We start from the raw sequence: 14055 nt of genomic DNA, 5'->3' as shown, positions 1-14055 counted from the left end.
CCTGTCGAGCAGGACAACGGCTCCGGTCAGGCGGCGTTCCAATCCCCGGCCACGGCCCGGTCCAGCGCCGAGCGCACTTCTGCGATGGACTGCGGCCAGCCGTCGAAGGAGCGCTTGAACAGGCGCGTGTGCGGATAGAAGGGATAGCGGTCGGTGTTCAACGTATGCCAGTCGTCCGGCGCCGTCAGCATCCACGTCCGGGCCCCCACGGCGGCGGCGATGTTGGTCCCGGCGATGCCAGGCCCGATCACCAGATCCAGCGCGCACGACATGGCGGCCAAATCCTCCAGGTCGTCCTTCAGATCGAACGGCGGGGTCCAGATACGCACCCCCGCCGCTTCTGCCTGAGCCAGGTCGTCGGCCACGTCCCCGCACTGCAGGTTGACCATCACCGTCCCCGGCGTCTCCAGCACGGGCCTCCAGCGGTCGAAGCTGGAGAAATATCGGCCGCGCGATCCGCTCAGGATCAGGCTCTTCCAGTGCAGGCCGACTTTCAGCCCGTCTCCCAGCGCCGCCAGCTCAGCTTTCCATCGCGCCACCCGCTCCGGATCGGGCGTCAGATAGCCGGCGCGGTCGGGGAAGGCGTCCACCGACGGCCGGAAGTCGGCGAGCAGGGTCGCCATCGGCGTCCAGAAGTCGATCGGACGTTCGCTCTCCGTCCGGTCGTCGACGTCGGGGATGATCCGGTGCAGCCGGCCGTTGATCCGCACCGTCCGATGCCCGACCACGCACGCGGTCGGAAAGCTGCGCTGGAACAGCGTCACCAGCCGCGGCTCGACCGCGACATGGACCCAGCCGTCCGGGCCCACGGCCTTGATGGCGTCGCCCACGCAGCCGCCGAACACCATCTCGTCGGCCAGACCCTGCTCGCCCACGATCAACAGCGACCGTCCTGCCAGCGGCTCGTCCGTCCGGCGCGGCGATCCGGTCACCACCTGCATGGCGTCCGGCATGTCGGGGTCCAGCCGGACCTCGTACTCGTGGAAGCCTTCAGGGATACGCCCCACGCCCATCAGGGTCATGGCACGCGCCATACGCATCATGGCGGCCTCATACCCCGGCTCGGCGCCTTCCAGCGCGGCGTCGAAGTCCTCCAGCGCGCCGGCCAGATCGCCCAGAGGCTGGCGTGCGTTGGCGCGGTTGTACCTGGCCTTTGCCAGATCCGGCTCCAGTCTCAGCGCCTCTTCGAAGAAGGGCAGGCTCTCCGCCATCCGCCCCTGATCGCTCAGCACCGTGCCCAGAGTGTTCCACAACAGGGCGCTGGCGGGCTCGATCTGGATCATGCCGCGCAGCAGGTCGATCGCCTCGTCATAACGGTTCTGCTCGCGCAGCACGCAGGCCAGGTTGTTGGTCCCGTCGATATGACCGGGCTCGGCCGCCAGGAATTTCTGCAACAGCTTCTCGGCGATCTCCAGATGCCCCAAACGCTGCGCCAGCCGGCTCAGGTCATGGGCGATGGCTGGATCCTCCGGCAGCAGGGCCAACGCCGCCTCATAGGCCTGGATGGCCTCCACGAACCGTCCGACCTTCTCCTGACAGATGGCCAGGACGTGCCATGCAAGACCCGACGTCTCGTCTATCTTCAACGCTTCCAGCGCCCGGTTCGCCCCGGCGTCGAAGTCCCGCATGCGCATTGCGGCGACCGCGCCCTTGAGCAGATCCATCAATCGCTTCTGCTTCTTCAGCGCGCCGCCGCCCGCCAGGGTGCGCGACAGCCGGCGGATCGCCTCCGCCGACGCCGAATCGCCGGCCGTGCCCTGAGCGACCGGGGCGGGGGCGTGGACCAGCGGCTGGTCGGTGACGTCCTGGGAAGCGTTTGGGGCGGTCATCTCGGGCTCACGCGGGAATCGACGGTGTCGCCTCAACGTGCCACCCCCTCTCACAACACCTGGTTAACCACGTCCGTTCATCCTGCGTCAGCCGCGCGACGCTTAGCGTCCGGAAGCGCGGGCCGGAGAAAGAGCCGCACCATGCCGCTGAAACTGTCGCTGAAGCCGGGCGAGAAGTTCGTGCTCAACGGGGCCGTCGTCCAGAACGGCGACCGGCGCGGCGTGCTGATCCTTCAGAACAAGGCCAGCGTCCTGCGCGAGAAGGACATCATGCAGGTCGAGGACGTGAAGACCCCGGCCACCCGCATCTATTTCCCGGTCATGATGATGTACCTGGACGAAAGCGCCGCGCCCAAGGTCTATGACGAGTTCACCCGTCGCCTGACCGAGTTCATGAGCGCGACGCGCAACCCCGACATTTTGGCCGAGTGCGTCGCCGCTTCGCGGCACGTGATGGCGCGGGAGTACTACAAGGCCCTGATGTCGGCCCGAAAACTGGTGGATTACGAGGAACAGCTGTCGAATGTCGCTTCAGGCGTACAAGACCGCGGCGACGCGGGCTGAATCCCCGCGCGAGCTGGAGTATCGGCTGTTCGGGCAGGTCACCCGCGCCCTGATGCACGCCTCGACCGTGCCGGCCGAAGACATCGCCACCCGCATCGACGCGCTGGACTGGAACCGCCGCCTGTGGTCGACGCTGGCGACCGACTGTTCTGACCCCGACAACGCGCTGAACAATCCTCTTAAGGCCCAGATCATCTCGATCAGCCTGTTCGTGAACCGGCACTCCTCCGCCGTCATGCGCGGCGAAGAGGACTTCGAAGCCTTGATCGACATCAACCGCATGGTGATGCAGGGCCTGGCCCCCGGCGCCGAAGCCGCCTGAGCTCGAATCCTCACCCGTAGGGGGAGTAGGGCCGCCGGAGCGCAGCGACGGGGGTGGAGGGGGCTTGCTGCATCCGCTGAGGTCTCCCGTTTCCTGCGCCCCCAGGATCAGTCCCTCTCCACCCCGTCGGGCTTAGCCCTCCGCGGTCCCCCTCTTCCTGCGGTGAGGATTTTGCCCACCGGCAATCTCAGCCATAAGTCTAATCAAACGAAATCAATGTCTTAGGCTGGCCCTCTTCTTGCTTCGCGCACGGGTGAACCAGAACCGGTTCAGCGGTCAGAAGACCGCCAGACCCCCCGACCAGAACGGAAGGACCCGACCATGAACAACTCGGTCAACACCAATGTGGGCGCGATGATCGCGCTCCAGAACCTGAACGCCACCAACGCCGACCTGGCGGTCACGCAAAGCCGGATCAACACCGGCAAGAAGATCGCCACGGTGAAGGACAACGGCGCCATCTGGGCCATCGCCCAGGGGCAAAGGTCCGACATCGGCGCCCTGGGGGCGGTGAAGCAGTCGCTCGACCGAGGCGTCGCCGCGGTCGACGTCGGTTTGGCGGCGGGCGAGACGGTCTCCGACCTCTTGCTCCAGTTGAAGGAGAAAGCGCTCGCGGCGACCGACGCGTCGCTGACCACGGCGGCCCGCACCGCGCTGAACGAGGACTTCAAGGCCCTGCGCGACCAGATCGCGACGGTGACCAACAATGCCGAGTTCAACGGGGTCAATCTGCTCAAGACCGGCGCGACCGGCTTCCGGGCCCTGGCGAATGCTCAGGGCAACGCCACCATCACGGTGGCGGCGGAGGTCATGTCGCTGGGCGGGACCATCGTGACGGTCGCGACCACCCAGGCGATCGACACCCTGACCAAGGCCACCAACTCCCTGGCCGCGGTCAATGCGTCGATCAACAACGTGTCCGGCGCCCTGGCGCGTCTGGGGACGAAGTCGAAGGCCCTGACCACCCATCTGTCGTTCGTCGGAAAACTGTCGGACGCGCTGGAGTCGGGGGTCGGAAACCTGGTGGACGCCGATCTGGCGAAGGAGAGCGCCAAGCTCCAGGCGCTGCAGACGAAGCAGCAGCTTGGGGTCCAGGCCCTGTCCATCGCCAACCAGACGCCGCAGCTGGTCCTGTCGCTGTTCCGCGGCTGACGTTCCAGGAACCTGAGAAGGCGCCGGGGGATCCCTCGGCGCCTTTTTCAGAACCGGCCGGCGACCATCTCCCACGTCGCGGCCAGCACGCGCGACACCGTCTCCCAGACGACCCAGGTGAAGATCGCCATGCCCAGCGATCCGACCCAGCCGATCAGCATGACGACGCCGTCCTTCTGCATCAGACCAAAGCCGAAAGCGGCCACGATCAGCGAAGGCACCAGGTTGAACCCGATCAGCGGCAGCATCAGCACCGCCGCCCAGATCACGCACATGAGCCCGATCAGCGCTTCCGACAGGTCGCCGCTCATGAAGATCAGGCGCGGCCGGCTGAACCGCTCGACCCGTTCCAGCCGCCCCTTCACCTTGGCCGCCGCCTCGGCGAACGCCGGGCGAGGCAGATCGCGCTTCAGGATCCATCCGGGCAGCCACAGCTCGTCGCGCCGGAACAGCAGTTGGGCTCCGATGATCAGGATGGGGATGCCGATGATCGTCGTCGTGCCCGGGATGGTCCCGATCAGGGCGCTCAACAGCCCCAGAATCAGCAGCACGGCGCCGAAGCCCCGCTCGCCGAAGGCATCGACCAGTTCGCCCACGGTCAGCTTGGGATGATCCTTGGCGCCGACGTCCGTCAGCACCTGGGAAAAGGGCCGCGCGCTGAAGGAGTTGGAGCCGTCGTTCATGAAGCCGCCGTCGAACAGGGTCATCCGTCTTAGGCGGCTCGCGCCCCCTCGCGCCACTTAAGAAATGGACAGGCTGCCGTTCAAGCGTCGGGAGGTGTCGGAGTTCCGCATCGGGCGGCGCCTCCTGCTGGACGAAATCGCCGGCGCTGCTACCCATCGGACATGGAACGCGGTTCGAATGCGCGGGCGGCCCAAGCCCCGATCGCCTTGACGTGGCGGATGTGGACGGCGAGCGTCTTCAGCTTGGCGTCTTTCTACGCCGTCGTCTTCGCGATCACGTCCGAGGGGTGGTCGCCGCTGGATCATGCGCTGCGCGGACTGTGCAACGCCGCTCCCCATGTGCTGATGGCCGTGCCCCTCGTCGAGCGCGTGGCTCCGCGCCTGGCGGAACTCAGGCCATTCAAGGCGATCGGCCTGGGAGTGGCCTCGGCCCTGACCTATGCGACCACGTCATATGCGGCGACGATCTTCCTTCTCGCGCTCACCGCCCGGGTCGAGGCAGAGGGCATCTGGGTTCGGTTCTTCCAAGGCGCGGCCTTGCCTTGGCAGACGTTCCAGAGCCTGACCTACGCCGCCCTTGCGCTGACCGCAGGGCTCCTGCTCGCGGCACGACGCGATCTGGCGCAGGCCCGGCTGGGGGGCGCGCCCGCCGCGCCCCGCCGCTGGCTGGTGAGGACCGCCGACGGCATCCTGCCGATCGACCCTGGCCAGATCGTGCGCATCGAGGCCGACGGCGAGTGCTCGCGCCTGATCCTGGACGGCCGCAGCGTTCTGGCGCGGATCGGCATGGGCGAGTGCGCCGCGCGGCTGAGCGGCGAACCCTTCCTGCGCGTGCATCGCTCGCATCTGATCAACGGAGACGCCGTCGTGCGCGCCGAGCCTGCGGGCAACGGGCGTCTCCAGCTCACTTTGCGCAACGGCGATCAGGTCGTCACCAGCCGCGACGGCGCCCGCCTGGTGCGGGAGGCGGTGGTCTGAGGGTCGGCCCGTGTCGGTTCGTCGGCGCCCCGTGTCGGCTCATGACATTTTTCGTTGGACGAAGGCCGGACGCTCCAGTGTCGACGTCCCGAACCGGAGCCGAATATGCGCAGTTTCATCGCCGCAGCCGTACTCGCTGCGATCACGCTTCAGCCCGTCGCCCTGGCCGCAGGCCCGCATCGCCGCGATCCCGTCGTCGTCGCGCGCGAGGCCTATGTGCGGGGCGAGACGCCGCTTCTTAAGGTCGAGGGCCTCGCGCCGGGCGAAACGGTCACTCTGCACCTGTTTCGCAAGCTGACGAGGTGGGTCTCCGACGGATCGGGCGGCTGGCGCCCTGAGCCGACCCTGATGCATGCATGGGGGCGTCATCGCGCCGACGCGGCCGGGGCAATCGATCTGCAGACCTCGGTCCCTGAGGCCGGCAGCAGTCTGGCGGTCGGGCCCCGCACCTTGTTCTGGTCCGGCCGCCGTCAGGGCGATCCTCTGCTGGCGGACCAGGCCTTCGCATCCGAAGGCGTGGACCTGACAAGTGAGACCACCCTGATGCTGCGCATCACCCGTGGACACGAGGTGGTCGTCGAGCGCATCTTCGGCGTCGACCGCGTGCGCGCCGCCATGACGCGCGTCGATGTCGTGACTCCGGGTCTGGTCGGCGCCTTCGCCGCGCCCGCCGGCGGGTCTGCCCTGCCCACCCTCATCCATCTTCACGGCAGCGAGGGCGGCAGTCTGGACAAGGCCCGCGACGTCGCCGCCCGTTATGCGGAACAGGGCTTCGCCGTCCTCGCCGTCGCCTATTTCGCCTGGCCCTACGAGATCGGTGATCTGACCGTCCCCACGGCGCACGAGAACATTCCGGTCGAGTTGCTGGATCGCGCGCGTCTGTGGCTGGCCGATCGCCCCGAGGCCGACGTTTCGCGTCTTGGGCTGGTCGGCAACAGCAAGGGGGCCGAGTTCGCCATGGTCGGCGCGGTCACCTATGACTGGGTCAAGGCCGCCGTGGGGTGCGTGCCCAGCGACGTCGTATGGGAGGGATACGGCTCCGCCATCTTCGACGGCGGCGCGGTCAAGGTTCCCGAGCCCGGAACCTATTCCAGCTGGTCCTGGCAGGGGCGTCCCTTGGCCTACATTCCCACCTACGGCGATCGTCGCGACGACTTCCTGGACAACACCGACCGCTACGATCGAGCCCGCGCGGAGTTTGCTTCCGAAGCTCGCGCCGCCCGCATCCCGATCGAGCGCACCTCTGCGCGCCTGTTCCTTATCGGCGGCGACCGCGATCGGACCTGGTCCAGCGGCGCAATGGTCCGCAGTCTCTCCAACGCCATGGACGCGGTCGGCAAGGGCGATCTCGTCGAGACCTTCATCAGCCCTACGGGCGGTCACTTCCTGTGCGGCGAAGGCCTCTACCCGCACCGCCTGTGGCAGGTCGACGACCCGTCGCCCTTCGCCCCCGACATCGACGCGCAGGGCCGGGCCGAAGCCACGGCCTACGAGGCGAAGATCGCGTTTCTGAAGCGGGTGCTGTGACTCTCGGCCGGACCTTCTAGCCCAGCAGCTCCCGCCCGATCAGGAACCGGCGGATCTCGTTGGTCCCCGCGCCGATGTCGTAAAGCTTGGCGTCGCGGACCAGCCGCTCGACCGGCCACTCCTTGGTATAGCCGGCGCCGCCCAGCGCCTGCACGGCCTCCAGCGTGACCTTCACCGCGTTCTCGCTCGCCAGCAGGATCGCGCCCGCCGCGTCATAGCGCGTGGTCAGTCCCTGATCGCACGCCTTGGCCACCGCATAGACATAGGCCCGGGCCGAGTTCAGGGCGACGTACATGTCGGCGACCTTGCCCTGCATCAGCTGGAACGACCCGATCGCCTTGCCGAACTGCTTTCGGTCCCGGACGTAGGGCAGGACCACGTCCAGCGCCGCCTGCATGATCCCCAGCGGCCCCGCCGCCAGCACCGCGCGCTCATAGTCGAGCCCGCTCATCAGCACCGCCGCGCCGCGGCCCACGCCGCCCATGACGTTCTCTTCCGGGACTTCGCAGTCCTCGAACACCAGCTCGGCGGTGTCCGACCCGCGCATGCCCATCTTGTCCAGCTTCTTCGAGACGCTGAACCCCTTCATGCCCTTTTCGACCAGGAAGGCGGTGACGCCGCCGTTGCCCTCGCCGGTGCGGGCATAGACGACCAGGGTCTCGGCGTGCGGCGCGTTGGTGATCCAGAACTTGGTGCCGTTCAGGACGTAGCGGTCGCCCTTCTTCTCCGCGCGGGTCCGCATCGACATGACGTCCGAGCCGGAGCCCGCCTCAGACATGGCCAGCGAGCCGACGTGCTCGCCGGAGATCAGGCCGGGCAGGTACTTCGCCTTCTGCTCCGGCGTGCCCCAGCGTCGGATCTGGTTGACGCACAGGTTCGAGTGAGCCCCATAAGACAGCCCGATGGAGGCCGAGGCGCGCGACACCTCCTCCATCGCCACACAGTGCTCCAGATAGCCGAGCCCCAGTCCGCCGAACTCCTCCTCCACGGTGATGCCGTGCAGGCCCAGCTCGCCCATCTCGGGCCACAGGTCGCGGGCGAATTCGTTCTTCTCGTCGATCTCGGCGGCGCGCGGGGCCAGCCGGTCGGCGGCCCAGCGGGCGGTGGTCTCGCGGATCATGTCGGCGCTCTCGCCGAGGCCGAATTCCATGCTCTGGGGGGCGTTGGGGATGCTCATGACGCGCGGCCTAGCATCGTTCCCGGCGAGCGTCAGCCCTTGCGCGACGTCGCACGGATCCAGAAGTGCCGAGACGCCGCGCCGACGCACACCGCGCCGATGACCGCGAGGGTCCAGGCGACCGCCGTCGTCTCGCCCATCGGCGACGGATCCTCGACCGCCACGCGGAAGGCGGCGGCTGAGACGGCGCAAGACACCAGGCCCAGCCCGCCCATGATCACGTACATGCCGGTCTCGCTCCAGTCGAAGCGGCGCGGGCCGTCCGGCTCCTCCTCGTGGCGCAGGATGGAGGTCTGGGACGGCGCCTCGACGAACAGGACGTCCTGGTCGGGCGCGGGAGTCTCCGCCCCGCGTACGGCCTCGTCCCAAATCGGACGGGGCGCGGGCGCCTCGCTCTCGGGCGCGGGGGTCAGAACCAGCGGCTCGACAGTTGGGGCGGGAAAGGGCGACGTCGGCGGCGTCGGCCAAGGAGCGTCAGACGCGGCGGCCGGGGGCATCGGCGCCTGCGCGGCCGCAGGGTCCGGCGCCGGCTCGGGCTCCGGCTGCGGCGCGACTTCAGGTTCCACGACCGGATCCGCCGCCAGCGGCAGGGGAGCGGGCTTGGCGGGCGTCGGAGCGGCCGGCGCGGCAGGGCCGGCCGCCGTCGGGAACCCCGGCAGGGGGCCGACGATCGCGGGGCCATAGGGCGCGGCGAACTGGGCGATGATGCGGGGCGAAGGCTCAGCGGGGGGCGCGACTTGAACCGGCTCCGGGGCGGGTTCCACCACCAGGGTTTCGGCGACGTCGGTCCCCATGAAGCTCGGGACGCTCACGGCGTCGACTGGACGCGGCTCCGGTTCGGGATCCGGTTGCGCCGGCGCCTCCGCTTCTCCCAGCAGGGCGGCGACCGCGGCGGCGCGGGCTTCGGCGACGGGCGCCGTGATCGGCTCCGGCGAGGCGGGCAGAGGGGCGGCCAGCAACTCCGCCAGGGCCACGGGGCGGTGAGGGTCGGCCAGGAACAGGGCGCGCTCGGCGGCGCGGCGGCGTAGGCCGGCCACCGCCGGGGCCGGCTCGCTCCAGGCCAGCAGGGCTTCGGCGGCTGCGTCCGGGCGCGCCTCGGCCAGGCGTGCATGCACGTCGGACGCCAGGAATCGCTCCACGCCGACCGAGAAGGCGAAGCTGGCCAGGGCGTCGAACTGGTGCGCGTTCAGCGCGACGGGCAGGGCGTTCAAAGCCTGCGCCACCGGCATCAGATCGTATTGCAGCAGCAGCTCGGCGTCGGCCTCTCCGACCGTCAGCCCCTCACGCGCTGACTTGCGGTGGCCATAGCCGATCACCCAGCCGTCGCCGTCACGCTCCGCGCGGGCGCGGAAGCCCTCGAAGCTCTTCAGCAGCACGATCCCCTCGCGGGAGACCTTGCGGCGGGCTGGCACGGCGGGTTCGGACACGGGGTGTTCCAGATCGGGACGACGGGTTTCGCTCACCAGGCGACGGAGCAAGCCCTGCGCCGGACGATCGGCGTCAGAGCAGGATCAGGCCCGCCAGCCCCAGGAAGCTGAGGAACCCGACCGTATCCGTTATCCATGTCACGAATACGGGCGACGCCACGGCCGGGTCGCGGTCAAGCCGGTCCAGCGCCAGTGGGATCAGGGTTCCCGCCAAGGACGCCGCGATCAGATTGATCAGCACCGCCAGGCCGATGGTCAGGCTCAGTCGCGGCAGGCCGAACCACGCACCGGCCACCGCCGCCAGCAACAGGGCGATGGTCAGACCGTTCATCAGCCCCACCCGCACCTCGCGCCACAGGATGCGCAGAGCGTTTGCGCCCGTCAGTTCGCGTGCGGCCAGGGCCCGCACCGACACCGTCAACGCCTGGGTGCCCGCATTGCCCCCGATGGACGCCACGATCGGCATCAGCACCGCCAGCGCCACCAGGGCCTCCAACTCGGCCTGGAACCGGCTGATGACCAGGCTGGCGAACAGCGCCGTGCCCAGGTTGACGATCAGCCAGGGAATGCGCGACCGCATCACCCCCCAGACGCCCGAGCCGCGTCCCTCGTCCGACACCCCGGCCAGGCGCAGGATGTCCTCGCGGTTCTCCTCCTGGATGATGTTGACGATGTCGTCGACGGTGATCTGGCCCACCAGCCGCCCGGCGGAATCGATCACCGGGGCCGAGATCAGGTGGTATTTCTCGAAGATGTAGGCGACTTCTTCCTGGTCCTGATCGACGGTGATCTCGTTTACCGGCTCCATGATGTCCGTCAGCTTCGTCGCGCGCGGCATGCGCAGCAGGCCGCTGACCGAGACCCCGCCCACCGGCCGGTTCAGCGGATCGACCACGTAGATGTCGAAGAACAGCTCGGGCAGGTCCTCGCCCTGGGACCGGATGTGGTCGATGGTGTCGCCGACGTTCCAGAACTGCGGCGCCGCCATCACCTCGCGCTGCATCAGGCGCCCGGCGGAATCCTCCGCGTAACCCAGCGAGCTCTCGATCGCCGCGCGATCGATCTCCGGCATGGCGGCCAGCACCTTCTCGCGCTGGTCCTGCTCCAAATCCTCGACCACCGCCGCCGCGTCGTCGGAATCCAGCTCCTGCAGGGCCTCGGCCAGGGTGACGTGCGGAACCCGCTCCAGCACCTCCTCCCGGATGCCGTCGTCCAACTCCGGCAGGGTCTCTGCCAGCAGGTCGGGAGCCAGCCACTGCACGACCACGGCTCGGTGCTCGGCCGTCAGGAAGCCCATCAGGTCGGCCACGTCGGCCGGGTGCAGGTCTTCGGTCAGGTCGCGCAGCCGCATCCCGTCGCCGTCGTCGGCGGCGTCGACCACCTTCTCGACGAAGGCCGGCGTCAGGACGTAGTCCTCGTCCAGGGCCTCGTGATCGATCTCGGGCGCGAGGGGGGCGATGGCGTCGGTGCTCACGCGGCGTCCTCCCCGTTATGAATCAGCTCTCAGCCGATGCGCGTCCCTAATGTCAAAAGACGGCCCAGCCATCCTGTGCCGCCCTGCTCCGATGGCATGACCTGCGTAGCCCGGAGGGCGAAGCAGGGTGGTGCGGTCGAGAAGACTCGAACTTCCACTCCGGTTAGGGAACAGCGACCTCAACGCTGCGCGTCTACCAATTCCGCCACGACCGCTCGCATCGGAGCGGGGGCGATAGCCGAAAGGCGGCGGGAAGGGAAGGGGCCGGGAACGTCTGCGGGCCGACACACGTTCGTCACCCTCGAAGGAGAGTGACATGCGCAACTTCTTGACGATCACCGCCGTGGCCGCCGCCGCCTTGGCCCTGCCCGGCGCGGCTCTCGCCCAGAACGGCAACGGGAACGGCAAGGGCAATGGAAACGGAAACGGCCGCGGTCAGGCCGAGCGCGGCGACGATCGCGACGACGACCAGGGTCGCGGACGCGGTCAGGAACGAGCCGAACGGGACGACGACCGGGGCAGGGGGCGTGGCGACCGCGACGATGATCGTTGGGAGCGCGCCGAGGCCCGCGTTCAGCCCGTTCCACGCGGGCGAGATCGCGACGACGACGACCGCCCCTGGGACGAGCGAGAGGTGCGCCGCGCCGTCCGCGACGGCGCTCCCGTCGTGATCCTGCGCGACGTGCCGCGCGCCGTCGCCATCCAGGGCTGCCCGCCCGGACTGGCGAAGAAGAACAACGGCTGCCTGCCCCCCGGCCTCGCCCGGCAGGTCGATCGTCGAGATCGGGACTGGAACGACTGGTACTGGAGCCGCAACCGCGACGACGGCCGCTGGCGCTATGACGACGGCTACGTCTACCGAATCGCCGACGACGGCGGCGTCGCTGGTTGGCTTCCCGTGCTGGGCGGCGCCTTGGGCCTCGGATCGGTCTGGCCGCAGCAGTATCAGTATCGTCCGGCCCCGGACTATTACACCGACTACTGGCGCCTGAATCAGCCGTACGACTACCGCTACGCCGACGGCGTCCTGTACGGCGTCGACCCGCAGACCCAGGCCATCAACTCGGTGGTTGCCCTGCTGACGGGACAACAGTGGAACGTCGGCCAGAGGATGCCCGCAGGCTATGACGTCTACAACGTGCCCTACGATTACCGCGACCAGTACGTCGACACGGCCGACAGCTGGTACCGCTACAACGACGGCTATGTGTACCAGGTCGATCCCACGACCCAGCTGGTGCAGGCCGTGATCCAGCTGCTGGTCTGAGGGGAAGAGGCATGGTTCGCGTTTCCACCGTCGCCGTTCTGGCGGCTCTCACCCTCTCGGCCTGCAACCCGGCGGCCGAGGCCGACGGGCCGGCGGCGCCGTCGCCCCGCACGCTGGCGGCGGAGCTCAAGGCCGCGGGCGACCTGGGCACGCTGGAGGCGGTGGTCGCCAACTCCGGCCTGGAGCAGGTGCTGGAGGGCGTCGGCCCCTACACCGTCTTCGCTCCGGCCGACGGCGCGTTCGGCTCGGCGGACGTGTTCGACTTCCGCGACGAAGCAGAAAAGGCGCAGGCCGCGGCCCTGCTGCGGGCCCACATGATCCCCGGCGCCGTCACCCGCGCGGACGTCGAGGCGGCGCTGACCCGGGCGGAAAACGGCGCCGTGGAGATGCGGACGCTGGACGGCGGTCTGGTCACCTTCTCGCGGGAAGGCGACGCCATCGTGGTGGCCACGCCGGACGGGGCGCGGGGCCGGCTGACGGGGTCGGAGACGCTGGCGTCCAACGGCGTCATCCATCCGGTGGACGCCGTTCTGCTGAAGGCGCCGGCGGCCTGATCGGTCAGGCCGCGCCGGCCATGTAGTCGTAAACGTCGGCGGCGCGCGTCACGGTGATGGCGATGCGGTCTTCGTGGATCGAGATCTCACCGCGCGCGACGGGGTGGTTGTTGGCCAGGATCCAGACCTCGTCGTGCTCCGACGCGTCCAGGGGGATCACCGCGCCGCGGCCCATCTTCAGCAGCTGCGCCATGGGCAGCACGGATCGCCCCAGCACGACCGAGATCTCGACGTCGACGGCTTCGATCTGGGACATGGGGGACGCGGACTCGAACAGGATGGCGGACTGAGGGTTTTGCATGATGCTCCGACGCCCCACATTGGTGCGCTCATGCTTTCCCAGTCCTTAAATTCCAGCGATTCGAAGCTGATTCGCCCTGACGGCCGGCCGGTCGAATGGGTCGTGTCGCCGGGCCGCGTCGATCACCCGGACGCGGTGGCGGAGATGGAGGCGCGCGTCGCCGCCATCGCCGAGGGCCGGGCGTCGGAACGCGTCTGGCTGCTGGAGCATCCGCCGCTCTACACCGCCGGCGTCTCGGCCCGAAACGAAGACCTGCTGGACGCCCGTTTCCCGGTTCACCGCACCGGCCGGGGCGGCCAGTTCACCTATCACGGGCCGGGCCAGCGCGTGGCCTACGTGATGCTGGACCTGACCGCCCGCGGGCGGGACGTGCGCGCCTTCGTACGGGGGTTGGAGGCGTGGCTGATCGGCGCCCTCGATCGCTTCGGCGTCGAGGCCGACGTCCGCGAGGGCCGCGTCGGCGTCTGGGTCGAGCGCAAGGGCCCCGGCTGGTCGCGGGAAGACAAGATCGCCGCCATCGGCGTGAAGGTCCGCAAATGGGTCAGCTTCCACGGCGTCAGCCTGAACGTCGAACCCGACCTGACCCACTTCGGCGGGATCGTGCCGTGCGGCATCGCCGAACACGGCGTGACCAGCCTCGTCGACCTCGGCGTCCCCGCCACGATGGACGAAGCCGACGCGGCGCTGCGGTCGGCGTTTGAAGAAGTGTTCGGTCCCGTGCACACAGTCGGGGCCGACGTCGCCGGAATCGGTGCATTGCGGACCTGACCGCATCGTCGGCGGTCGCGTGGGAAGGGGCC

At 69.0% G+C, this 14055-nt stretch carries 14 protein-coding genes and 1 tRNA gene; 8 read left to right on the top strand and 7 right to left on the bottom strand.

The genetic code is table 11. From position 1 onward, the window contains the following. Positions 1 to 26 precede the first annotated feature (26 nt). Entirely contained in the window at positions 27 to 1829 is a 1803-nt protein-coding gene (locus tag VGN45_RS01905) for a tetratricopeptide repeat protein (protein WP_327458722.1), read from the bottom strand. Between the two features lie 141 nt (positions 1830 to 1970). On the opposite strand from VGN45_RS01905, the gene flbT reads away from it, so the two are divergent. The 3 genes from flbT (at position 1971) to VGN45_RS01890 (ending at position 3867) form a co-directional block, all read left to right on the top strand. After that, positions 1971 to 2393 carry a flagellar biosynthesis repressor FlbT gene (gene flbT / locus VGN45_RS01900; protein WP_327458720.1) on the top strand — a complete coding sequence of 141 codons (423 nt, stop codon included), beginning with the start codon at positions 1971 to 1973 and terminating at the stop codon, positions 2391 to 2393. After that, complete coding sequence (flaF, locus tag VGN45_RS01895) at positions 2353 to 2715, top strand: flagellar biosynthesis regulator FlaF (RefSeq protein WP_327458718.1); 363 nt, start codon at positions 2353 to 2355, stop codon at positions 2713 to 2715. The genes flbT and flaF overlap by 41 nt, the downstream gene beginning before the upstream one ends. Before the next feature lie 321 nt (positions 2716 to 3036). After that, on the top strand, positions 3037 to 3867 hold the full coding sequence (locus tag VGN45_RS01890) for a flagellin (RefSeq protein ID WP_327458716.1): 831 nt from the start codon (positions 3037 to 3039) through the stop codon (positions 3865 to 3867). Positions 3868 to 3914: 47 nt separating this feature from the next. Here VGN45_RS01890 and VGN45_RS01885 read toward each other — a convergent pair whose 3' ends face one another. Then, on the bottom strand, positions 3915 to 4574 hold the full coding sequence (locus VGN45_RS01885) for an exopolysaccharide biosynthesis protein (RefSeq protein ID WP_327458714.1): 660 nt from the start codon (positions 4572 to 4574) through the stop codon (positions 3915 to 3917). 138 nt (positions 4575 to 4712) lie between these two features. Here VGN45_RS01885 and VGN45_RS01880 point away from each other — a divergent pair, with 138 nt between their 5' ends. Beyond that, a complete protein-coding gene (locus tag VGN45_RS01880) occupies positions 4713 to 5528 on the top strand; it encodes a LytTR family DNA-binding domain-containing protein (RefSeq protein ID WP_327458712.1) in 816 nt (271 codons plus the stop codon). Positions 5529 to 5633: 105 nt separating this feature from the next. Continuing rightward, the gene (locus VGN45_RS01875; protein ID WP_327458709.1) at positions 5634 to 7055 is read left to right on the top strand and encodes an acyl-CoA thioester hydrolase/BAAT C-terminal domain-containing protein; all 1422 of its coding nucleotides are present in this window, start codon (positions 5634 to 5636) and stop codon (positions 7053 to 7055) included. A 16-nt stretch (positions 7056 to 7071) separates the two neighbouring features. Here VGN45_RS01875 and VGN45_RS01870 read toward each other — a convergent pair whose 3' ends face one another. The 4 genes from VGN45_RS01870 to VGN45_RS01855 all read right to left on the bottom strand — a co-directional run bounded on the left by VGN45_RS01870 (position 7072) and on the right by VGN45_RS01855 (position 11348). Beyond that, a complete protein-coding gene (locus VGN45_RS01870; protein ID WP_327458707.1) occupies positions 7072 to 8232 on the bottom strand; it encodes an isovaleryl-CoA dehydrogenase in 1161 nt (386 codons plus the stop codon). 32 nt (positions 8233 to 8264) lie between these two features. After that, positions 8265 to 9695, bottom strand: a complete 1431-nt coding sequence (locus tag VGN45_RS01865; protein ID WP_327458705.1) for a glycoside hydrolase family protein — start codon at positions 9693 to 9695, stop codon at positions 8265 to 8267. Positions 9696 to 9732: 37 nt separating this feature from the next. Next, the gene (mgtE, locus tag VGN45_RS01860; protein ID WP_327458703.1) at positions 9733 to 11133 is read right to left on the bottom strand and encodes a magnesium transporter; all 1401 of its coding nucleotides are present in this window, start codon (positions 11131 to 11133) and stop codon (positions 9733 to 9735) included. Positions 11134 to 11261: 128 nt separating this feature from the next. Next, positions 11262 to 11348, bottom strand: a tRNA-Leu gene (locus VGN45_RS01855). 101 nt (positions 11349 to 11449) lie between these two features. Between VGN45_RS01855 and VGN45_RS01850 the strand changes: the two genes are divergently transcribed. Both VGN45_RS01850 and VGN45_RS01845 read left to right on the top strand, forming a co-directional pair. After that, positions 11450 to 12400 carry a hypothetical protein gene (locus VGN45_RS01850; RefSeq protein WP_327458701.1) on the top strand — a complete coding sequence of 317 codons (951 nt, stop codon included), beginning with the start codon at positions 11450 to 11452 and terminating at the stop codon, positions 12398 to 12400. Positions 12401 to 12411: 11 nt separating this feature from the next. Next, complete coding sequence (locus VGN45_RS01845; RefSeq protein WP_327458700.1) at positions 12412 to 12954, top strand: fasciclin domain-containing protein; 543 nt, start codon at positions 12412 to 12414, stop codon at positions 12952 to 12954. Positions 12955 to 12958: 4 nt separating this feature from the next. On the opposite strand, the gene VGN45_RS01840 is transcribed toward VGN45_RS01845, so the two are convergent. Next, positions 12959 to 13255 carry a FliM/FliN family flagellar motor switch protein gene (locus tag VGN45_RS01840; protein ID WP_327458698.1) on the bottom strand — a complete coding sequence of 99 codons (297 nt, stop codon included), beginning with the start codon at positions 13253 to 13255 and terminating at the stop codon, positions 12959 to 12961. A gap of 30 nt (positions 13256 to 13285) precedes the next feature. On the opposite strand from VGN45_RS01840, the gene lipB reads away from it, so the two are divergent. Beyond that, on the top strand, positions 13286 to 14023 hold the full coding sequence (gene lipB / locus VGN45_RS01835; RefSeq protein WP_327458696.1) for a lipoyl(octanoyl) transferase LipB: 738 nt from the start codon (positions 13286 to 13288) through the stop codon (positions 14021 to 14023). Positions 14024 to 14055: the final 32 nt, after the last annotated feature.

It is taken from the genome of Brevundimonas sp. (assembly GCF_035999125.1).
Taxonomy (GTDB): Bacteria; Pseudomonadota; Alphaproteobacteria; order Caulobacterales; family Caulobacteraceae; genus Brevundimonas.
This window is presented reverse-complemented; position numbering and strand designations above follow the sequence as displayed.

Excerpts from the sequence above, each read along its gene's own strand:
- flbT (WP_327458720.1), top strand. The coding sequence starts at position 1,971 with ATGCCGCTGAAACTGTCGCTGAAGCCGGGCGAGAAGTTCGTGCTCAAC.
- flaF (WP_327458718.1), top strand. The coding sequence starts at position 2,353 with ATGTCGCTTCAGGCGTACAAGACCGCGGCGACGCGGGCTGAATCCCCG.
- VGN45_RS01880 (WP_327458712.1), top strand. The coding sequence starts at position 4,713 with ATGGAACGCGGTTCGAATGCGCGGGCGGCCCAAGCCCCGATCGCCTTG.
- VGN45_RS01840 (WP_327458698.1), bottom strand. The coding sequence starts at position 13,255 with ATGCAAAACCCTCAGTCCGCCATCCTGTTCGAGTCCGCGTCCCCCATG.
- VGN45_RS01850 (WP_327458701.1), top strand. The coding sequence starts at position 11,450 with ATGCGCAACTTCTTGACGATCACCGCCGTGGCCGCCGCCGCCTTGGCC.
- VGN45_RS01875 (WP_327458709.1), top strand. The coding sequence starts at position 5,634 with ATGCGCAGTTTCATCGCCGCAGCCGTACTCGCTGCGATCACGCTTCAG.
- VGN45_RS01905 (WP_327458722.1), bottom strand. The coding sequence starts at position 1,829 with ATGACCGCCCCAAACGCTTCCCAGGACGTCACCGACCAGCCGCTGGTC.
- lipB (WP_327458696.1), top strand. The coding sequence starts at position 13,286 with ATGCTTTCCCAGTCCTTAAATTCCAGCGATTCGAAGCTGATTCGCCCT.
- VGN45_RS01890 (WP_327458716.1), top strand. The coding sequence starts at position 3,037 with ATGAACAACTCGGTCAACACCAATGTGGGCGCGATGATCGCGCTCCAG.
- VGN45_RS01870 (WP_327458707.1), bottom strand. The coding sequence starts at position 8,232 with ATGAGCATCCCCAACGCCCCCCAGAGCATGGAATTCGGCCTCGGCGAG.
- VGN45_RS01845 (WP_327458700.1), top strand. The coding sequence starts at position 12,412 with ATGGTTCGCGTTTCCACCGTCGCCGTTCTGGCGGCTCTCACCCTCTCG.
- VGN45_RS01885 (WP_327458714.1), bottom strand. The coding sequence starts at position 4,574 with ATGACCCTGTTCGACGGCGGCTTCATGAACGACGGCTCCAACTCCTTC.